23 protein-coding genes are annotated in these 17,701 nt (G+C 59.3%); 2 read left to right on the forward strand and 21 right to left on the reverse strand.

Annotated features, from left to right (window positions below):
- Positions 1 to 40 precede the first annotated feature (40 nt).
- The 10 genes from PSH96_RS16710 to PSH96_RS16755 all read right to left on the reverse strand — a co-directional run bounded on the left by PSH96_RS16710 (position 41) and on the right by PSH96_RS16755 (position 8,320).
- Entirely contained in the window at positions 41 to 847 is an 807-nt protein-coding gene (locus tag PSH96_RS16710) for a DUF6694 family lipoprotein (RefSeq protein WP_305453960.1), read from the reverse strand.
- Between the two features lie 91 nt (positions 848 to 938).
- A complete protein-coding gene (locus PSH96_RS16715; RefSeq protein ID WP_305453961.1) occupies positions 939 to 1,694 on the reverse strand; it encodes a C40 family peptidase in 756 nt (251 codons plus the stop codon).
- Positions 1,695 to 1,696: 2 nt separating this feature from the next.
- On the reverse strand, positions 1,697 to 2,449 hold the full coding sequence (locus tag PSH96_RS16720; protein WP_305453962.1) for a phage minor tail protein L: 753 nt from the start codon (positions 2,447 to 2,449) through the stop codon (positions 1,697 to 1,699).
- Between the two features lie 11 nt (positions 2,450 to 2,460).
- Entirely contained in the window at positions 2,461 to 2,799 is a 339-nt protein-coding gene (locus PSH96_RS16725) for a phage tail protein (protein ID WP_305453963.1), read from the reverse strand.
- Positions 2,799 to 5,852: a phage tail tape measure protein gene (locus tag PSH96_RS16730; protein ID WP_305453964.1), complete on the reverse strand. Its 3,054-nt coding sequence runs from the start codon at positions 5,850 to 5,852 to the stop codon at positions 2,799 to 2,801. The genes PSH96_RS16725 and PSH96_RS16730 overlap by 1 nt, the downstream gene beginning before the upstream one ends.
- A gap of 27 nt (positions 5,853 to 5,879) precedes the next feature.
- On the reverse strand, positions 5,880 to 6,152 hold the full coding sequence (locus PSH96_RS16735; RefSeq protein ID WP_305453965.1) for a DUF1799 domain-containing protein: 273 nt from the start codon (positions 6,150 to 6,152) through the stop codon (positions 5,880 to 5,882).
- Positions 6,153 to 6,199: 47 nt separating this feature from the next.
- Positions 6,200 to 6,583: a phage tail assembly chaperone gene (locus PSH96_RS16740; protein ID WP_305453966.1), complete on the reverse strand. Its 384-nt coding sequence runs from the start codon at positions 6,581 to 6,583 to the stop codon at positions 6,200 to 6,202.
- 9 nt (positions 6,584 to 6,592) lie between these two features.
- Positions 6,593 to 7,240: a phage tail protein gene (locus PSH96_RS16745; protein ID WP_305453967.1), complete on the reverse strand. Its 648-nt coding sequence runs from the start codon at positions 7,238 to 7,240 to the stop codon at positions 6,593 to 6,595.
- Positions 7,241 to 7,310: 70 nt separating this feature from the next.
- Complete coding sequence (locus PSH96_RS16750) at positions 7,311 to 7,727, reverse strand: phage tail terminator-like protein (protein ID WP_305453968.1); 417 nt, start codon at positions 7,725 to 7,727, stop codon at positions 7,311 to 7,313.
- Positions 7,724 to 8,320: a hypothetical protein gene (locus PSH96_RS16755; RefSeq protein WP_305453969.1), complete on the reverse strand. Its 597-nt coding sequence runs from the start codon at positions 8,318 to 8,320 to the stop codon at positions 7,724 to 7,726. Before PSH96_RS16755 ends, PSH96_RS16750 begins: the two co-directional genes overlap by 4 nt.
- A 129-nt stretch (positions 8,321 to 8,449) precedes the next feature.
- Between PSH96_RS16755 and PSH96_RS16760 the strand changes: the two genes are divergently transcribed.
- On the forward strand, positions 8,450 to 8,806 hold the full coding sequence (locus PSH96_RS16760; protein ID WP_305453970.1) for a hypothetical protein: 357 nt from the start codon (positions 8,450 to 8,452) through the stop codon (positions 8,804 to 8,806).
- A gap of 64 nt (positions 8,807 to 8,870) precedes the next feature.
- Here the strand turns inward: PSH96_RS16760 and PSH96_RS16765 are convergent, their stop codons facing one another.
- Genes PSH96_RS16765 through PSH96_RS16785 form a run of 5 tightly spaced genes read right to left on the reverse strand, consistent with a single transcriptional unit; the run spans position 8,871 to position 11,732 of the window.
- A complete protein-coding gene (locus PSH96_RS16765) occupies positions 8,871 to 9,263 on the reverse strand; it encodes a hypothetical protein (protein WP_305453971.1) in 393 nt (130 codons plus the stop codon).
- A 2-nt stretch (positions 9,264 to 9,265) separates the two neighbouring features.
- Positions 9,266 to 9,643, reverse strand: coding sequence for a hypothetical protein (locus PSH96_RS16770; RefSeq protein WP_305453972.1), 378 nt, complete (start codon positions 9,641 to 9,643; stop codon positions 9,266 to 9,268).
- A gap of 10 nt (positions 9,644 to 9,653) precedes the next feature.
- Complete coding sequence (locus tag PSH96_RS16775; RefSeq protein ID WP_305453973.1) at positions 9,654 to 9,959, reverse strand: HeH/LEM domain-containing protein; 306 nt, start codon at positions 9,957 to 9,959, stop codon at positions 9,654 to 9,656.
- Positions 9,960 to 10,013: 54 nt separating this feature from the next.
- Positions 10,014 to 10,991: a major capsid protein gene (locus tag PSH96_RS16780; protein ID WP_012724055.1), complete on the reverse strand. Its 978-nt coding sequence runs from the start codon at positions 10,989 to 10,991 to the stop codon at positions 10,014 to 10,016.
- A 3-nt stretch (positions 10,992 to 10,994) separates the two neighbouring features.
- The gene (locus tag PSH96_RS16785; protein ID WP_178964912.1) at positions 10,995 to 11,732 is read right to left on the reverse strand and encodes a hypothetical protein; all 738 of its coding nucleotides are present in this window, start codon (positions 11,730 to 11,732) and stop codon (positions 10,995 to 10,997) included.
- A gap of 187 nt (positions 11,733 to 11,919) precedes the next feature.
- Here PSH96_RS16785 and PSH96_RS29625 point away from each other — a divergent pair, with 187 nt between their 5' ends.
- Complete coding sequence (locus PSH96_RS29625) at positions 11,920 to 12,213, forward strand: helix-turn-helix domain-containing protein (protein ID WP_370694370.1); 294 nt, start codon at positions 11,920 to 11,922, stop codon at positions 12,211 to 12,213.
- 4 nt (positions 12,214 to 12,217) lie between these two features.
- On the opposite strand, the gene PSH96_RS16790 is transcribed toward PSH96_RS29625, so the two are convergent.
- From PSH96_RS16790 to PSH96_RS16815, 6 genes are read right to left on the reverse strand one after another with little or no spacing between them, the layout of a single operon-like run.
- Positions 12,218 to 12,703: a DnaT-like ssDNA-binding protein gene (locus PSH96_RS16790; protein ID WP_305453974.1), complete on the reverse strand. Its 486-nt coding sequence runs from the start codon at positions 12,701 to 12,703 to the stop codon at positions 12,218 to 12,220.
- Positions 12,704 to 12,710: 7 nt separating this feature from the next.
- On the reverse strand, positions 12,711 to 13,823 hold the full coding sequence (locus PSH96_RS16795) for a minor capsid protein (protein ID WP_370694302.1): 1,113 nt from the start codon (positions 13,821 to 13,823) through the stop codon (positions 12,711 to 12,713).
- Positions 13,741 to 15,201 (reverse strand): DUF4055 domain-containing protein, encoded by a 1,461-nt coding sequence (locus PSH96_RS16800; RefSeq protein WP_305453975.1) that lies wholly within the window; start codon positions 15,199 to 15,201, stop codon positions 13,741 to 13,743. The genes PSH96_RS16795 and PSH96_RS16800 overlap by 83 nt, the downstream gene beginning before the upstream one ends.
- Positions 15,201 to 16,526, reverse strand: coding sequence for a terminase (locus tag PSH96_RS16805; RefSeq protein ID WP_305453976.1), 1,326 nt, complete (start codon positions 16,524 to 16,526; stop codon positions 15,201 to 15,203). Before PSH96_RS16805 ends, PSH96_RS16800 begins: the two co-directional genes overlap by 1 nt.
- Entirely contained in the window at positions 16,501 to 16,977 is a 477-nt protein-coding gene (locus PSH96_RS16810) for a DUF2280 domain-containing protein (protein WP_305453977.1), read from the reverse strand. Before PSH96_RS16810 ends, PSH96_RS16805 begins: the two co-directional genes overlap by 26 nt.
- A 30-nt stretch (positions 16,978 to 17,007) precedes the next feature.
- Positions 17,008 to 17,631: a putative metallopeptidase gene (locus tag PSH96_RS16815; protein WP_305453978.1), complete on the reverse strand. Its 624-nt coding sequence runs from the start codon at positions 17,629 to 17,631 to the stop codon at positions 17,008 to 17,010.
- Positions 17,632 to 17,701: the final 70 nt, after the last annotated feature.

Below are 17,701 nucleotides of genomic sequence, written 5' to 3' on the forward strand. Positions count from 1 at the left end.
CCGTCGCTATCAAAATTCGCATACTCAACGCCCACCCGAATCAGTTCACTGAATATTTCTTCTGCAAGGCTTCTAGTCGCTTCTGATTCGCTTCATTAAGCCCCTCGGAACTGTATAAGGCCGTTTTGTCCGCCCCGTCGAGGCGATAAACCTCTACTGTGAATACCGCGTCTGCAGGTGCATCGACTTTGCCCCAGTCACTATAAGGGTTCGGCCCCAGTACCCAGTCAGCCGTTTCTCCAGGCTCCAGACCGCCGGGGATTTCGTAGTTGAAAACATCGGAGAACCACGGAATAGAACGACCTGGGCTGGCGATTGTTCCTTTGAAATAGGCCCTCGAGATTGCTTGGGCTGTACCGTTTTTCACTGAAAGCTCTATAAACGGTTTTTTCTGCGAAATATATTTTTGGCTCTCTAGGTGAAATCGGGATTTGTCAACCGTGAACGCTTTAAGCTGCGCCTTTGCGCTCTCCGCTTTGCTCTTTTTGGAAATCAGCTCCTGAATTTCCGCAAGCGCTTGATCCCTTTCACGCTTCTCACGCTCAAGGCGAACTGCCGACGCCTGATCCATGATTTGAGCAGCCGTCTTTCCATTCATATCTTGACGAGCTGTATCCAAAACGCTTTGGGATGTTTGTTTCCCGCTCATAACCCCCGCAAGATCGATACCTTTCATTGAAAGGAGAATTACATCTTGCTTGAACTGCTCCCGTTGTTCCGCAGGAAGAGACTCGCTAACAGCGCCTATTGATTTCTTGAACGAGTCTTCAGTTGCCCCGTCTATTTTTTTCTCCCCGCACCCTGCAAGTAGAACGGCGATGGCCCCGAGCAAAACTATCCTTTTCATAATCGATTCCTTGGTGTTTGACCAGCTAGGATAGCAAAAGCACATCACAACAATCTTCCGCGGGCAACAGGCTTATCATTTGCTACGATAGCTATCGAGCTCTTCCATGACGCAAAATCAGTCTGGTCCGTTGAGCCCATGGCCCGCCGTAGACGATGATTTCGGATGGCCGGCCGTAGAGGTGGTGCAACAGGAACGGGCCTGGGCCGAAGACGCCCGACTCTTCACCGGGCAACGCGGGATCAGTACCCAGGTAGATCCCAGCATGGTTCGGGTGAACAGTTCGGCCAACGTGCATGACGATCAGGTCTCCACGTTGTGGCCTGTCCACGCGAACAAAGCCAGCAGCCTCGTATTGCTCCTCATACAGGCTGGCGTTCTCCGCACTCTCCCACCAGCCGTCGGTGCGCTCGAAGGCTTCGAACACAATCCCCCACTCCCGCTGATACCAATCAGCGCAGACCTGCCAGCAGTCCCAGGCGCCGTGGACGAACGGGCGCCTGAGCAGCGGCGTGCTGCCGGTTGGCGTGATCATGCGCAGGTCGCCCTCGGGCCAACTCAGGATGTGCCAGGGCAAGGACGTTGCCTCGCACATGGCCAGGTCATGCGGTGACGGGCGACTGGTGGCGTCTGGGTGCGAATGCACAATGCCAATCACCTCGCCCAGGTCTTCCGCCGCAGCGTAGTCCTCAGGATCAAGCCGGAACTCTTCGCTCGGCTCCGTGGCAATGTTTCTGCATGGAAAGTACTTCTTCGCGCGGCCCACGGCCAGCAGCAGGCCGCAGCACTCGCGCGGGTACTCGGCTGCCGCATGCGCCTGAATGGCCGCAATGATGTGCTTGCGCATGGTCAGCTCCGGGCTATCAGGGAAACGGCGGGGAATCCACCGAAGGAAAGTTCGTTGTTCTCGCCGAAGCGCAGCTTGCAGGACGACAGGCAGCCCTTGCACTGGTCCAGGGCAGGGTCATCCGTGGGGTTATCCTCGTCGTCGAACATGGCCGCGCCGGTGTAGCCGCAGTCTGGCCCCCGATAACCATTGGTCATGGCCCAGTGGCAGAAAGTTGTCATCTGCCGGCCGGGCAGTCCGTGATTGTCGATCTCACCCGGAGAAGACAGTTCCCACATCACGGCCTCGCCGTCTTCGCTGGTTTTCTGGTCTATGTACCAGATCTCCAGCGCCTCCTGGGTCGGATCAGCAGTGGGGTTGCCTTCGGGGAAGTTGGCTGCGTCCAGGTACTTGGCCAGGGTCTCGCGGACCGTCAACTTGAATTGCAGCATGTCCTCGAAGGCCAGGCACAGCGCAGTGACTCGTCCGTTGACATTGCCAGCGGCGAACGTTGGGCGAGTGGCCGTGCCGTCGCTGCTGGAGCCAATTCCTTCAATCTGTACCGGCCAGGCCGCATATTCGGCGCCCTGCCACCAAATTGACTTGGCTGGCAGATCCTCTTCCGAATGCTCGTACGCCAGCAGTTCCTCGGGCGTGTGCGGAATTGCGTGCCCATGGAAGCGCAGGTAATCCGCGCCGTACTCGGTACCGTCAATTTCGTACAGGCGAATCTCGCCGCCGGGCTCCAGTTTCTGGATGTCCGTGATCAGTGCCATGGGCGGTTATCTCAGGGGTGAAAGGTTTGCTGGAAGGTGGCGGTGATCGCGTAGACCTGGCCGCCTCGGTGAACCGGCTTGTAGCCGTTGCACTTGTAGAGGCCAAGCTCGCCAAGGGGCGGCGTCCAGAGAAAGCCTCTTGCCCCCTTGTGTCGGTCGAGGAACTTCCTGATTTCCAGGATACGGGATGCCATGCCGGTGAAGGTCACCGGCCAAGATTCTGACAGGTTGTTGATCCCGTCCTCGACCGACTGGGCGTACCCATCGCCGAACTGCTTGGTCCGGACGCGCTGGGTAATATCGCCCTCCGCGCCCTTCTCCGTCGCCCAAATGAATCGTTCGATTGCCATCAGCGCCCCTTGATTGCTTTGTTGATGACGCCGCCCTGGCCCATATCCTTGTTGCGCAGTTGCTGATACTTCTGCTCAACGAACGTGGCCAGTTCTTTGCCGAACAGGTCGTAGCCGGGCGCATCCGCAGAGGAAGACGCATTGCCGTCGCCGTCGATGTGCACTTCCACATTGATCTGTGTAGAGCCAACACCGCCTCCTCCCATGGACATAACACCAAGTTTGCCGCTCGAAGTACGGGTCAGAGGCATGATCGCCTCCGCCCCAGCCTCACCCATGACCCCGGTTTTGCCGTTGGCCATGCCGAACGCCGTAGGCTTGCTGACGATGGAGTTGGTGAAGGCGCCGCCGTCGGCGAACATCTGCACACCACCCGCCCATGCACCACCCTTGGCCTGCGGAAAGTACGAGCCGGAATAGCCGCCTGCAGATGCACCAAGATTCGACGACGCGGCACCGGCAGATCCGGCCGCCAATCCATTGCCACCGGCGGCGCTTCCACCGAAGTAACTTGCCGCTGCGCCCACCAGACTTCCCAGCAATGCCGAACTGGCTTGACGTGTGGCAATGCGTGCCATGTCCGCCAGTATCGACTTGGTAAAGTCAGCGAACGACGCTTTGCCTGATAAGGCGAAGTTAACCAGCGAGTCTTCCATTGAGCTGAAAGCGTTGCCGAATAGGCTTTTCGTCTGGCCGGCTATGTTTCGCGCCGAGTCAAGGTAGTTATCCCAGGCGGCTGTCGCCCCCTTCGTCCAGTCGCCCTGGGCGTTCTCTACATCCGCGTAGTTCTGCCGAATTTGGTCGGTGGCCGCCTTGTTCGCGTCTGCGAGCGCTTGCGATTTACGGGTGAACTCTTCCTCCGACATGTTCCGCGACGGGTCCGACTTCTGGTTGGCCAACTCCAGCGACTGCTGGGCAAACCGGTCTTGCTGGCTGTTCAGTTCGCCGCTGAGCGCGTTTTGCCGATCACCCTGCCCCACGCCAAGTACGGCTCGCTGCCCGGCAAGCTCCAAGGCTCGCTGTTGCTGCCCAAGCGCCTGCACGTAAGTGCTGATCGCACGCTCCTGTTTGGCCAGGCGCCCGGTCTCGTTCGTCGCCAGCACTTCCAGCTGGCTGTCAGCGTCCTTCTGCGCCTTGACCATGCCTGCGTGTGCGTCGGCGATCTTCTGGTCCAGCTGGATGCTTTGCGCGGCCGATGTGGTCTTCTTGCCCTTGACGGCTTCCAGTGCGGTGATCTCGGCCTCGTAGGCTGCCGTTACCTGGTCGCGTTCGTTGCCGATGAGAGCTTGGCGCCGCAGAAGATAGTCACCCTCGGAAAGCAGGCCGGCCTTTTGTGCCGCTTCCAGTTCCTTTTGGTAGTTTTTGTAGTCGGCAGCGATGGACGCAAGGTTGTTCTTGGCATCGTTGAAGCCGGTCAGGTCTACCTGCGTTCCGGCAGTCTTCGAATCTTTGAACTGGTCGTTGATGTTCGCCAGGTTCTTATCGATCGTTGCCTGATTCAGGCGCGGGTCATTCGGCGCAACCTTGCGAATGTTTTCGAGCTGCCGCTTGTAGTCCTTGATCGCCTCGGTGCGTTTTTGCTCATTCGTCCATGCAGATTTAGTCAGCGCGTCGATTTTCGTCATGGACGAAACGGCGTCAGTCTGCGCTTTGGCTTGCTCACCTTCCAACTTGGCGATATCTGCCTGAGCGGCTTTTTCGTCCTCTAGCATGTTAAGGCGATTCTGCCGGAACTCGATCATCTCTTTTTGGTTTTGGAACAGACCAATATTGCCCTTCTGGGCATCGTCCAGATCGCGGCGGGCCTGCTCTATATCTGCACCGATATCAGGCCGACCGATATTCTTGATGCCGTCTGCAGCGTGAGCTACAGCGTTGTATGCCTTTTCCCAGAGGCTGAGGTTTGCCAGAATTTTCGGCGTGCGCTCGTTGATGGCATCGGCGTAAGTCTCCGTCGCCAGCTTCACGGCGCCCGCGTGATTGCCTTGTTGTTCCAGTGCTGTAATCTGCGAATAAACCGAGGCAGTCAGGTAATGGTATTGCTCATTCAGCGCGGCGGATGCCTTGACCGGATCGTCAGCCAGTTTGGAGAACTCAGCGACCGTTTCGCTTACGGCCTTGCCGGTGGCCTCCTGCATCGACACGGCGGCGTGGGTGATACCTGAGAAACTCTCGCCAGCGATCTTGCCGTTGTCAGCCAGCAGCGCCAGTACCGCCGCAGCCTGCCCGGTAGTGCCGACCGTCGCGCTCACCTGGCGCGCCATATCGCCCAACTGCCCGGCACTCACACCAGCATAGTTTCCGGTGAGGATCAGCGACTTGTTGTAGCTGTCTTGTTCTTCACTACCTTTGTGGTATGCGTAGGCAAGGCCGCCCACGGCGGCAGTGGCCAAGGCAAGCGGAGCAAGTATGGCAAGGAGCCCAGCAGCCCCTGCACCAGCGCCAGCCCCCAACTGAGCCACGGCGCGAACACCGCTACCCCAGTCGCCGGACGACAGCGCGTTACCCAGTTGAACGACGTTTTCCTGGGCTTGGCGGGTGCCGAGGCGCAGTTTGTCGAAACCGGTGGTGGTCTTTTCGAGCTTGGCGTAATCCTTGTCGATCTTGCTCAGCGCGGAGTTGTACTGATCCTGGCTGATCCGACCCTCGTCGAGGTGCTTGCCCAGCTGCTCTACCTGGGTATCGAGCTTGGCCAGTGCCGCGCGCGCTGGATCAATCGCCCCCAGCAGGCTGTTCAGAGCCTTCTGCTCATCCATGGCCGACTTGGCCAAGGCCACCTGCTGCTTGTCGAGCTGCGCGGAGATCTTCGCGGCCTCGGCCTCACCGTAGGCGCCGGTCTTGGTCAGCTTGGTGAGTGCTTCACGCTGCTTCGCCAACTCCTGCGTGGTTTTGGCGCTGGTGGAAAGAGACTTCTCCAGCGCCTGCATTTCGTTCATCAGCGAAACAGCGGACTGCTCGGCCCGGCCGCCGGCCTTCGCCATTTCATCCAGGCTCGTTTTTGCCTGGATTGCATCGGCCGAGTCGATCTTGACGCCGAGTTCTGCAATGTTCATCGACTCACCTTGAATAAGTACCCGTGGTTACGGGCTGTTGTCGCGGGTTTCGGCCATAATCGCGAGAGCTTCCGATTCCATTACGCGGATGTCTTGGAACACTCGCATGCGATCCTTTGCTGGGACACCGACGAGCTGCATCACGTCGGGCAGCACGCCGTAATCAAGACCAGTCGCGCCGCATGCGCCGGTGCGCCACTGAGTCCACATCGAATCCATGACGAGGAACGCCTTCCAGTTGTCCGGCCAGACTTCGAAGGTGTCGTCATAGTCCTCGGGGGAGAAACCGAACAAAGCCATCTGTTCGGCCGATCCATCGGGCTCGTATAGCGCACGGGCAGCGGCGATCAGTTTCCCAATCGAGCCTTGCCGAAGGCTTCGCTGTACGCTTTCACAACCGCGTCTGACACGCCGACGCAACTCTTTACTAGAGCGGTTATCGACTCGTCATTCAGCTTGTCGCCGAACCCCCAGGACACCACCAGATCCTTGACCTGATCGACCCCCTGCTCAACTTCGGCGGCGGTCACTTCTACGAGAGTTGGCTCTGTCCCATTGAAGCGCTCACCGATGGCCTCCGCTTTTGCCTTCCAGGAATCGAATAGCTCGGCCAGGGCCGTACGGTCGCGATATCTGAAGGTGAACGGGACAATTGCTGGTTTTTCGCCCACCTGCGGGATGGCTACATCGACGGTAAATGTCGGTTTTGGAGCAATCGAAAACTTTGCCATGAGGGCCTCTTAGGCGTTGTAGCGAGTTGGACGGGAGGCGAACGATAGAGTGATAGTTCGCGTCATGATGTTGTTGCGGCTCAATGTCGGAGTCGCGGTAATCGACACGTACGCGTAGTAGTAAATTGTCGCGCCGCCCGGCAGGTTTGCACGGACCAAGCGAGGCTCTTTGTCTTCGTCCGCAGCTTCTACGATCGCTACATAGGCCTGGGCTGGATCATCAGCGACGGGAAGAGTCATGCTGCTGGCCGACTTGTTGGTAGGCAACTGACGGTCATCGTCGTCTTCAAGGAAGCCATAGGTTAGGAACTGCTGTTCCCCGCCGTTCGCCGCCGGCTCTGTAATTTGAGCGATCTGCGTCCAGCCAGACGCAGAACGAACCTTGCCGGCGCCAGAACCGGCTGGGTAGTTCTTCACGCTAGTGGTGTCTACGCCTTCTGCCGCGAACTCGCCGGTTTCAGAATCGACTACGCGCGCTGGTCGGCCATTCAGCTTCGCCCAGGCGGAATCGATCACGATCACGTCACCATCGGACAGGCCGTGGGCCGCAGCGGTCAGCACCGCCGGCTTGGCGTTACTGATGGCAGTGAAGGGTTTCGCGAGGCTCAATGTAGCCGCTATCTCAAAAGTGGTGCCGTTGGGAATCTTGACGCTCATGGGGTTTCCTCTTTGCAGAAACAAAAAACCCGCTCAATGGCGGGTTCGTGGGTTTGCCCAATGGGCGGGTTCAGTTCGTGTCGGCTCGGTACAAGAACGAGACCGGGACGGTGTAGGTGGAATCGCCGGTGATGCCGGGGCCTTGGTCGACCGGCGACATCGTCACCACGGTGACCGAGCCCTTAGCGTCCCTGGCGTAGAGCGGGAACAGATCGGTCAGTTCAGCTGCTATAGGGTTCGTCTTGGTCTTACCCGTGCCCGCAGGCGCGATGATGCTGACTTGAAACACGCCGGTGAACAGCCGGTGATCACCGCCGAGCGTGTTGCTCGCGGTGTCGCCAGGGATCGTGAAGGCTCGCAGGTAGGTCTCGCCTGCCGCCGGCGTGTAGGCCGTGTTCTCGAAAACGATCTTAAGCTTCTCCGACCTGGCAGCATTCCAGGCGATCAGCTTGGCCTCGTAGATCGAGGCGATGATTGCGTGACTCATACCTGGTTGTTCCTGATGGCCTCCAGCACGATCTGCTGAAAGCGAGCCACTGTTACCCGGACCATGCCGCCAGGGGCCTGGGTGGAATGGCCGAACTCCAGCGGGATCGCATAGGGCAAGTTGTTGATGATGTAGGCCATCTGGCCGGCGGTGAAGTCACTCATCGCAGCAACCAGCGCCGCAGTGGTTTCGGCTCCGCTCGGGTCTACCTCGTCAAAGGTGACGTTCTCGACCACGCCGATCGAGATGTGCCAGTTCGCACGGAACCGGCCACCGACGTAGCCATCTGGCGCCTTGAGGGCCATGCCGTCGTTGAGCTTGCGGCCCTTTTTGAGCCTGCCGCCCTTCGTGAGGTTGGCCGGGGCACTGCGCAGCGCGCTGTTGTGATCGTCAACGGCCTTGTTGTACTGGGTCGCCACGGCGTTCTGCGCCCAGATCTCCGGGTTACCCACGGGAGACATGCGGATCAGGCTGCTGCCGACCTCAATGATGATTTCGCGGACGCTGGCGTCGATGGCTTCGCTGGTCTGGGCAGCGAACTCGGCCAGGCTCAGGGCGAAGCTGACAGATTGACTGGCACCAACCCGACTCACGACCTCACCTGCAGCTCGAACATAATCAACGTGTAGGCGAGATTGAGCTTTGTGCAGCCCCTACTGATAATCTGCGAAGCCACTTTAGCTACAGACTCATAGAACCAACGCATAAGGAAATCCTTTTCTATGAAAAAGCCACACACAAAGTCGCCCAGCAATTCAAAGGCCAGACTTACGCATGGAGAACAGGGGGCCCAAAATATCGCCAATGCAACGGATCGCATGCTAGCTGACTCGGCCGCAGGCAAAGATCTTGCCGGTAGCGCAAAGAAGCTCCGCGAAGCCATTGCGAATAGCTGTAGAGAACATCACCCCGAGTGGGTCATAAAATTTGGGACAGGTGTAGTGCCCTCGAACAAACAACTTTCCGACCCCGCTGTTACGCTCTTAACTACTCTAGAAAAAGAGGTCAAGGCGGGAGAGGTCGATATCGAAACACTTAACGAGCTTGCCCGGCTGCTTTTGGATCGGGATTTTGTATAAGTCGGCGCGAACCGCTAATGCAGTGGACAAGTTAAAAAGGGCATATCAGCACCCTAGTAGGCTTTCAGTGTCTAAGCTGGAGCACCCACGTTGCGTCAGCGGAATCCGAGGAGACGCTCATCACCCGCAGCCCGTTGACGATATCGCCAATGGCCGGGGCAGCCGGTACTGCTGTCGGCACACCGGCCTCCGACACGAATAGCTCGTTTTGCAGAACCAGCAGCTTTTTGTCGGTGGTCTGGATGAGCGAACCGTCGATCTCCTTGGACAGGTAGCTGCCTAGAACACCGCGCCCCGAGTACGTCACGGTGGTCTCCGGCGTTTCGCCACCCAAGTCGGGGTCATACTCGCCCGCGACATTGCGCACGCCTGTCACCGGCTTGACCGCATCGGCCAGCCCATCAGGATCGTCGAACGCATCGGCCAATTCAGCCTGAATCTCTTCGCGCATGCCCATGATCAGATCCTTTTCAGCATCATCACGCCGGAGCGCTTGATCCAAGGCTCCAGCAGCGCCAGGGCGAAGTTGACGCCGGCCGACTGATCGGTAGAGCCGGCCACGTAGGTCTTGCTCACGGACGTACCGGACTGAGCTGATACTGTCTTGCTCTGCACTTCCTTCTGAGTGGACGTGTACAGCTTGCCCGCCGCCGCCTCTTTGGCGACCTGAGCGCCGGCTGTTTTGATCTCGGTCGGCACCGGATCAGGAACAGCCCGCTTAATCTTGGCCGTGAGCCAGGCGTTTGCCATGGTCACAGCAAGGACCGGATCACCGGTGCCGGCCCAGCCAGGACCTAGCGAGACATCAACATCGGCAACGGTGATGAAGTCGGTCATGTGCTTGTCCTTATTCCGCTGGCACCAGGGCCTGCAGGTCTTCTTTCTTGGCGGTCGCGTCGAAGGCAATGCCCTTGACGGTCAGCCAATCTTTCAGATCGGGGACCTTCATTTTCAGAGGGTCGGTTTCCGGTGTTTCCTGCTCCTTGCCGTCGGAGACCTTGATGCCGGCCGCTTGGTAGGCATCGAAGATATCCGGTGCATCGCCATCAACGACCACCTCGGTCGCGGAGCCGATTACTCCAAAAAACTCGCTCAGCAGGCGGTAGCACACGCCGCGCTCATTGCCCGGTTTGTCGGTGTAGATCACTTTCATGAGTCACCTCAAAAGCATCCCGGCGCCATACGGCGCCAGGCTGTGTGGGCCGAATTACGGCGTGGTGGTACCGCTGATCACAGCGGCGAACGGAACCTGCTTACGGCTAAACACGCGCTGCCAGTTCGCAGCAGCTGCGTACTGAGTCGCGGTTGGGCTGAGGTTCTGAGCCTCGGAACCCTTCCAGCTGAAGCCGGCGGGCTGGAGGATGTAGGTTTTGCGCTCCCACAGCACCTCGGCACCGCCACCGTTACCGCCGCCTGGCTTACGCTCCAGTTCTACCGGCACCTTCGGCGTGCCTTCGCCGTAACCGAAAGCGCCCTGGCCGAAGAACACAGACAGGTACTTACCCGCGCCATACACCAGGGCATCGTCCATGAACACTGGCTTGCCGAGGTAGGTGGCCAGGATGATCTTGCCGTCGGAGTCACGCAGGTACTCAATAAGGTCCTGCTTGACCATCTGGTTCATCACCACGGAGTGCACGCCGATCGCGCCGAACTGGTCAGCTGCGTCGCCGGCGGTAAACGCGGCATCCTGAAAGGCGTTCGCACTGATGGTCGCACCCGCGTCGATGACCATGTCACCGCCGTTGTTCGCGATGTTCGAGGCGATGATGCCGCGAGCCGCGCCCAAGGTGTAACGCTGCCACTGGCGGGTCCAGTAGGTGCCGAAACGGTTGCGAATCTGCTGCTGGGGCTCGCTGTTCGCCAGCTCAGCGGTCAGGTCAGTGACGCCATAGCCTTTGTTGAGGTACAGAACGCGGGCACGCATGCTGTCCTGGGTAACTTTGCCGACTTCGCCCTGGTCGTTCGGGTCATCGTTGCTGATGTTAGGGGCTTCATCAGCATTGAGATCCTGCCAGTAGCTGATTTCGGCGGTGCCCTGGCTGCCGGAGGCGATTGCATCCAGCACAGGCGAGCGGGTCACAATGCCCGACTCGTACACAGCGGTCTTTTCCGGGCTGTTAACCGGTGCCAGGGAGGCGTAGTAGTCGCCGACGAAGATGTCGGTCAGTTGGGTAGTTGCCATGGATTAGGTTCCTTTGGTGGCCTGGATTTTCTTGAAGAGCTCAGGGTTGTCACGGGCGATCGCAGCGCGTTCGGTTTCCGTGTACTCACCCCACTTTTTCGTGGCCTTGCCACCGTTGTCGCCGGTCTGCCCGGCACCCTGAGCCCTTGGCCACAGGTGTGTTGCTGTTTCACGCAGAGATTCCGCCCATTCGAGCGGCGACAGCGGGGTCTTCCCGTCCTTCCCGTAAACGACCTCGCCGTCACGGTCGGTGGCAATCGCCTCACCGTCTTCACTGAGTTTGAAAGTGCCCCGGGCGCGCAGAATGATGTCCTCGGCAGCCTCAGGGAGCGCGCCGGCCTTGATGGCAGCAGCACGGATGGAATCGGCCAGCACCTTGTCGCTGTACTTGTCAGCAAAGGCCTCAGCCTTGTCGGCGCGAGCCTTCTCGGCGGCCAACTTGGTGTCGTAGTCGGTGCGCAGGCGCTCGGTACGGCGGGTGATTACCTCGTCCAGCTTGCCCTCGGCAATCAGCTTGGTCTCTTCATCCTGGCCAACCTTGGTCAGCAGCCCTTTCACGGCGGCGATGTCCAGGCCCTCAAACTGGGACTTGAAGCCGTCCAGCTCGGTTTTGGTGGTCCGGAGCGAGCCAAGCAGCTCCGTGTTTTTGTTCTTAAGGCCCAGGGTCGCCGCCTCTACAGCTGCAGCAATGGCGGTCTGAACTGCCGGGTCTTCAAGATCAATCTGGTTTTCGTCTGCCACTTGGTGCACCCCTTGGGTTTGGTCGGCCCGCTTTGCAGGCATAAAAAAACCCCGGCATGGCCGAGGCTTGAGATTTAAGTAATGCCAAAAGTATTGAAATACAGTATTAGTACTGTATTATCGGTACTACCACCTTAAAGAGGCCGCCCACATGCTCCCGTCAACATCCCATAAGTCCTTCCCAGAAATGCTTCGTAAAGCCCGAGAGGCTAAAGGGCTCTCGTACACAGAGCTGGCTCATGCGATCGGCATCAACCCGGCCATGCCGTCCCGGTACGAGAATCGAGACCATTCGTGCTTTTGCGTTCCCCGGGAATCTACTTGGAAAAAACTCAATGAGCTTTTTTCAGGTACTGGTGCGCCGCTCGAACGAAGCGGAACCGAGAGCACGGAAAACATTTGGCTAGGAGAGGCAACTGTGGAGCAAATGATTCGGGAGCTGAAAGCGCGAGGAGCAACCTCGGTCCAGGTATCGTTCTAAATTCCTACCTGACCAACTGCAAGCCTCGCATCACCAAGTAATCGGCGAACTGCGTCCTACTCGACGCATATGGCGGCGGACGCATGCGAAACCCGGGAGTATCGCGGTTCAGCCGCGTACGCCGGCCATCTGGCTCAGTGCAATGCGTCGGCTCTTCGATCTGAAAGCCTTGCTCGGCGGCGTGTAGCTCGACCGCCAGCCGTACCTGGCCCCATTCAAGCTCAAAGGGCACGAATGTCTCGGAAAGCGTTTGGTATTCGATCTTGCAGTCACGCCGGGGCCAGGCCATTGCCTGTTCAGGCTTGGCCTTGCGGCCCTTCCACTGTCGACCGTTGATGTCTGCCGCAGCACGCAGCAACAGTTCGACCTGATCAGCCTCAGCTTCAGGTATCCGGAACCCGTAGTAGTCGCGGTAGAAGGTCAGCTTCTCCAGCGGCACGAAGCTATTCGCGTCTGGCCTGCCCTTCCCGTCCTCAACGATGATCTGCATGTGCTACTCAACCTGGTTGAGCGCCGAGTGTAACGCCTGCTCGGGTGAACATGTCAGGTTCGGCTTCCTTAAGCTGCGCCAGGGTCAGCGGCTTGAACGACTTATCGAGCTGCAGCTTGGCGAACTTCTCCGGTGTCAGCCCACCATCGCGGAACAACTTGCCCCGGACCGGCCCAAGGGCATGATCCTGGAAGCTTGCCGGTTGCGTTGCCAGCCACTCGTAATAATTCAGGCCTGCGTCGACCTGGGCCCCTCCGTTATCGCCCACCGAGGCGCGTGTGGCGTCCATGGCGAACATCTCCGAAAGCCTGGTGGTCGGAACCGTGGTTGACCGGCAGTTGATATGCGCCGGCGGCAGCGGGCCTTTGCCCAGGTCGAAGCGCATCCCATCCAGGCCCTTGCACTGGTGCGAGGTCTTGCGGTCGAGCGTCGACACCCAGCGATAGCCCATCACCACGTCGCTGTTGGCCTTAAGGGTCTCCATTCGCGCCGTGGTGGCCACATGCTGGATTGTCGTCTGCACCACGGCAGCAGCATTGCGGTTGCTCACCGCCAGGACGCCATCCGTGAAGTTCTGCGCCGCGGTGCCGCGAATCGCCTGGATGATCTGGGCATTGGTCTGGCCCTGGCCGAAGCCGAGCCGGATCGTGTTCGTGACGCGCATCGTCTCGGTCCGCGTCCAGCCATTGACGAAGCTCTTCAGCAGCTTGCCGCCGTCGATGCCCTTTACCTGAAGCGGATAAGAGAACACCGCCGCGCGGATCACCGTGTTGGTCGGCACCACCGCATCGATGGACAGTGCATTGCTCAGGCTTTTGGCCTCAAAGCCCGACTCATACAGCGCGATGTCGACCAGATCGGCCTGCACCAGGTCGCCGTAGGCCTTGTAGATCTCCAGCAGCTTGCCGTCCACCCGGGCCAGGAACTGCTCAAGCCGGTCCCGGCTGCAGGTGGTCAGTTCCTTGCGGGTGAGTTGCTCCCGCACCAGCTTGTCGATCTGGCGCAAGTACTTCTCGAACTTCTTGACTTCGCCGGCCTTAAGCCGCTCCAGCATTACCGAGTGGCGGGTCGTCTGCTCCAGCAGTTGGCTGTCCGCCTGCACCAGGTTTGTCGATGGCATCGTCTTTGTCCAGGTTGATGCCGGCCGACTCGCGCTCGTCGCTGATCAGTTCGGCCTCTTCGTCATATGGGCGGTCCGGTAGCTTGCCGGTGGTCAGGTACTGCCAGTAGGTGTCGGCGCTGACAGTTCCAGCCATCACGCCCTTGAGCAGTTCGGCTAGCACCTGGGCGTCGACCACCGGGGTCACGAACTCAGGGTTCACCTTGAACTTGACCTGCTTGGGGTCGTAGCCCTTCCACTCGGCGGCGTACCGCAGGCCCTGCTCGACTGCCTCAGCCACAGTGATGACAATGCTGTGCAGCGTGGCGTGCTGATCGTTCTGGCGTGTTTTACGCGCCTCGCCCGACTCGGTGCCGCCCACGTCCATGACCTTGGCGCCAGCCTCAAGCGCGGCGTTCTTCTGGTCATCCATGGCCTTTCGCACGGCTTCTATACCTGCGCCCTGGAACTCCAGGTAGCCACAGGACCCGCTAGGCCCAAGATCCCAAGCCGCTGATGGGCCTGTGACGCTCAGTTCTACCGATTCATCCATCCCGGACACCCAGGGCTGCGGGTGGCTGGTCTGGTGCAGTGATGTGAAGTAGTCAGCGCTCAACTGGTAGGACTTCAGCGCGGCCCGGGCCATGGTCAGCAGCGGCACCTCGTCGACGTCTGGCGAGTTGTCGGTCGAGCCGCAGTAGATCACCGGCAAGTACGGCAGGCCTTTAACCAGACGGTTGTCAGTTCCCGTTGTGCCCAGCGGCTTTTCGTCCTCGACCAGCTCACCGCCTTCATTCCGCACGGCGGTGTAGCAGACCTCGTTGAGCATGAAGAACTCACGGAACACCGTGTCGCAGTCATGGCTGTATCGGTCCCCTCCCTTTTTGCGGAATTCCCGGAATACCGACAGGACCAGGTCTTGCCGACCGCCTTGATCAGCGGTGTCCCAGTTGATGGCGTTGCGTGTGGCGTACGTCGAGAAATACGGCTCGCCACTGTCGTCGATGTTCACCACCAGCGGCACCCGGCCGTGGGAAATGGCCTGGCGCACCATGCGAAAGAACAACTGCTTCAGGCCGAAGCCGTCGGCTGTCGCGTTATCCTCCAGCCCTTTCAGGCCGGTGGGCAGGTCGATCTCCGGAATCAACCGGGAGACCAGGCCCATCATCGACCGCAGCGAGTCGCGCACCCAGTGCTCGTACTGGGCCCGGTTCGTGTAGTTCTCGTACAGGTACTTGTTGCCGCCGCCGTCGAGCTTTTCAGCCTCTACCATGCCGCTCGGTTTGGGCAGGTTGCGCTCGTTGCGCTTCACGGCGCACTCACCCTCGAGCGCGTCGTCCATCATCTCCCACTCGGCGATGTGCGCGTCATAGTCGGGGTTTGTCGATTGCACTGGCATCAGGCCAAGCCTCCAATTCGGCGTGTTCCGCCTGTGCGTGTTTTGATCGGGTAGCGCTTGGCAATGAAGTAGCCGGCGGCATCGTTCATGTGGTCGTGACCCTTCTTCGGATCTTTGTCCGGCTCACCCTTGTCGGTGTAGGTCTGTCGCTCAAGGCACAGCATTAGCTGTGGGCATTGATCAATATTGACCTTCAGGCGGCGCTCACCGTAAGTGTTCAGGAACATGGCGTTCACTGAGTTGACGCGGTCCTTAACACCTGGATTCGTTGAGTCAACGACCACCGTGAACCCGGCCTTCTTCAGCAGCGACAGGTCGGACTCGCTCGCGTTTTTGCTGCTGGTATTCTGCCCGCTGGCGTCGGGATAGACCGCCACCGAATGACCAGGGAACCGCGCCTGGATCTTCTCGATCATCTCCGGCGTGTCCCGAACACCGTGAAACTCATCCAGGGCCATTGGCAGATCGTTACGCACGACATAGACGACGGCAGCCATTTTCATGACGTTGAAGTCCATACCGATGTGCAACGCCTCGCCGGGCTTGATACGCTCGCTGGTTCGGCAATCTTCACGGTTGAACGTGTAGTAGACGACACCAGCGTAGTTCTCGAAGCCGGCTTCGTACTCTTGCCGGAAGGTGCGCGGATCCATCTTCCGGCGGGCAGCGTCAAGCTCTTCGGGAGGAACGTTGCCACCCTGCAATGACGTGTACTGCCAACTCTTGTGATCAGGCTCGCCGCCTGGTTTACCGTCCAGATAGGTGTCGTAGCAGTGATTGAAGCCCTTGGGCGTGCCGATTCGCAACGCATGACCGCCCTTTCGCACTCCGACATCCGGAATCGTGTATTGGCAGGTAGAAAGCATCGGCCTCAGGACTTCTTCCCACGCGGCCCAAGGGCAATCTGCCCATTCATCCACCAGGACGAAGAACAGGCCGGAGCCCCGGAGGTTGTCGTAGTTGTCGAGCCCCACCACGCGCATGACGTGGCCGGACTTGAGCGTGATCGAGCATTCCGTCTCGTTCGGGCGGTGTGCACGCCAAGCTTCGGGGATGGCCTGCTTCAGCCGACGCCAGAACACGCGCTTGGCCTGCTTGAAGGTCGGCGCGCCGTACCATATCTCGTCCTCGACGCTCACACCCCACTCGGCAGCCAGTCGTGCCGCGCGGCGCATCTCGGCCTTGCCCAGGAACGTCTTGCCGAACCGCCGGCCGCACACCGCATCACGGAAGCGGGCCTCTGGCTGGAACCCCCAGCAGTAAATGTTCGCCTGCTTGGGCGTCAGCTTTACCGGAGGATCAAAGGTGCGGGGAAGTCGGGACATTCTCGTCGGGCTCCAGCGTGTATTCAGCAACGGCGTGCTGCTGGTCCGCGTGGGAGCCAAGTGGTTTTTCAGGTTCAAGGCGGCGGTTCACGTAGACGTCGCCGACCTCTTTGGCGGCCTGCTCCAGTAGCTGGGCAGTGAGAGCCATATTCTTCATGTTCTCGGCTTTCTCAGCCATGCGTCCAAGCGCGCGCAGACGATAGGCACGGTTGGCGATCGGGATCTCAGCGGTTTGTTCGCGAAAACGAGTCCGGGTGTCTTCGAAAAGGGTTCGCCACTTGAGGTGAAGGTTCCGCCCGACGTACTTGGTTGGGTCGTATGCTTCACACTGCTGGCGGGTAACGTCGAGGCCATATTCCACTTTGACAGCCGTCACCACCTGGGATGGCGTGTCAAAGCAGGCTAGAGCCTGTACTACAAAGGCTTTCACCTCGTCTCTGAGTGCGGCCATAGATGGGCATCCGTCAAAGTACTGTCAAAGTCAGGCCGACTTGAGCAGACAGGTTCCGCAGGCCCTCGCAATGTTCAATTTCCCCACCTCAGCAGGACTGCTTGCAGCATCCACCAACGCTTGAACGTCAGGGCTCGCACCGTAGCGGCGAACGACTCCGACGAACTCTTCGACGTCGTGGCCCTGCAGCTTGATCTTCGGTGCGCCGTCTTGGGTGAATGCTGGTTGACCGTACTTGTCGGTCGCGTGAGCCAGGTGATACAGCTCATGTTCCAGGAGCGCGCAGAACTCAAGGTCACTGCACTGGGCGCAGTAGTCAGCAGCCAAGGTGATGATGAAGGCCGGCACATCGCCGAACCAATCACGCATCTGTTGCTCCATCCGGGCTTTCTGCCAACCCCCAGCACGGAACGCTACCTGTTCGGCCTGGCCAAGCACTGTCCTGCCCTGCTTCTCGAAGCTCGACGACGCCCACATGATCCGGATGTCTGCATCCAGTAAGTGGGCATGGTCTTCGTTGCGAATGCTGCCAGTGTCGGCAAGGATCTCGGCCTGGAGCCAGTCCCATACCTCGGGCGCCGGGGTCAAGCGGATACCGAAGTCCGATAGCTCTGACAGCTCAAGCAGTGACGATGGAGGTTTGGGCCTGCCCATGGATCACCTTGAGCTTGAAATAGTGGCAGAATGCCGGTATTTGTGTGCGCTTCAAATAGTAAGGACGCTT

Origin of the sequence: Pseudomonas sp. FP2338 (assembly GCF_030687515.1) — a bacterium.
Classification (GTDB): Bacteria; Pseudomonadota; Gammaproteobacteria; order Pseudomonadales; family Pseudomonadaceae; genus Aquipseudomonas; species Aquipseudomonas salomonii.

Excerpts from the sequence above, each read along its gene's own strand:
- PSH96_RS16710 (WP_305453960.1), bottom strand. The coding sequence starts at position 847 with ATGAAAAGGATAGTTTTGCTCGGGGCCATCGCCGTTCTACTTGCAGGG.
- PSH96_RS16715 (WP_305453961.1), bottom strand. The coding sequence starts at position 1,694 with ATGCGCAAGCACATCATTGCGGCCATTCAGGCGCATGCGGCAGCCGAG.
- PSH96_RS16720 (WP_305453962.1), bottom strand. The coding sequence starts at position 2,449 with ATGGCACTGATCACGGACATCCAGAAACTGGAGCCCGGCGGCGAGATT.
- PSH96_RS16725 (WP_305453963.1), bottom strand. The coding sequence starts at position 2,799 with ATGGCAATCGAACGATTCATTTGGGCGACGGAGAAGGGCGCGGAGGGC.
- PSH96_RS16730 (WP_305453964.1), bottom strand. The coding sequence starts at position 5,852 with ATGAACATTGCAGAACTCGGCGTCAAGATCGACTCGGCCGATGCAATC.
- PSH96_RS16735 (WP_305453965.1), bottom strand. The coding sequence starts at position 6,152 with ATGGCTTTGTTCGGTTTCTCCCCCGAGGACTATGACGACACCTTCGAA.
- PSH96_RS16740 (WP_305453966.1), bottom strand. The coding sequence starts at position 6,583 with ATGGCAAAGTTTTCGATTGCTCCAAAACCGACATTTACCGTCGATGTA.
- PSH96_RS16745 (WP_305453967.1), bottom strand. The coding sequence starts at position 7,240 with ATGAGCGTCAAGATTCCCAACGGCACCACTTTTGAGATAGCGGCTACA.
- PSH96_RS16750 (WP_305453968.1), bottom strand. The coding sequence starts at position 7,727 with ATGAGTCACGCAATCATCGCCTCGATCTACGAGGCCAAGCTGATCGCC.
- PSH96_RS16760 (WP_305453970.1), top strand. The coding sequence starts at position 8,450 with ATGAAAAAGCCACACACAAAGTCGCCCAGCAATTCAAAGGCCAGACTT.
- PSH96_RS16765 (WP_305453971.1), bottom strand. The coding sequence starts at position 9,263 with ATGGGCATGCGCGAAGAGATTCAGGCTGAATTGGCCGATGCGTTCGAC.
- PSH96_RS16770 (WP_305453972.1), bottom strand. The coding sequence starts at position 9,643 with ATGACCGACTTCATCACCGTTGCCGATGTTGATGTCTCGCTAGGTCCT.
- PSH96_RS16775 (WP_305453973.1), bottom strand. The coding sequence starts at position 9,959 with ATGAAAGTGATCTACACCGACAAACCGGGCAATGAGCGCGGCGTGTGC.
- PSH96_RS16780 (WP_012724055.1), bottom strand. The coding sequence starts at position 10,991 with ATGGCAACTACCCAACTGACCGACATCTTCGTCGGCGACTACTACGCC.
- PSH96_RS29625 (WP_370694370.1), top strand. The coding sequence starts at position 11,920 with ATGCTTCGTAAAGCCCGAGAGGCTAAAGGGCTCTCGTACACAGAGCTG.
- PSH96_RS16790 (WP_305453974.1), bottom strand. The coding sequence starts at position 12,703 with ATGCAGATCATCGTTGAGGACGGGAAGGGCAGGCCAGACGCGAATAGC.
- PSH96_RS16795 (WP_370694302.1), bottom strand. The coding sequence starts at position 13,823 with ATGCCATCGACAAACCTGGTGCAGGCGGACAGCCAACTGCTGGAGCAG.
- PSH96_RS16800 (WP_305453975.1), bottom strand. The coding sequence starts at position 15,201 with ATGCCAGTGCAATCGACAAACCCCGACTATGACGCGCACATCGCCGAG.
- PSH96_RS16805 (WP_305453976.1), bottom strand. The coding sequence starts at position 16,526 with ATGTCCCGACTTCCCCGCACCTTTGATCCTCCGGTAAAGCTGACGCCC.
- PSH96_RS16810 (WP_305453977.1), bottom strand. The coding sequence starts at position 16,977 with ATGGCCGCACTCAGAGACGAGGTGAAAGCCTTTGTAGTACAGGCTCTA.
- PSH96_RS16815 (WP_305453978.1), bottom strand. The coding sequence starts at position 17,631 with ATGGGCAGGCCCAAACCTCCATCGTCACTGCTTGAGCTGTCAGAGCTA.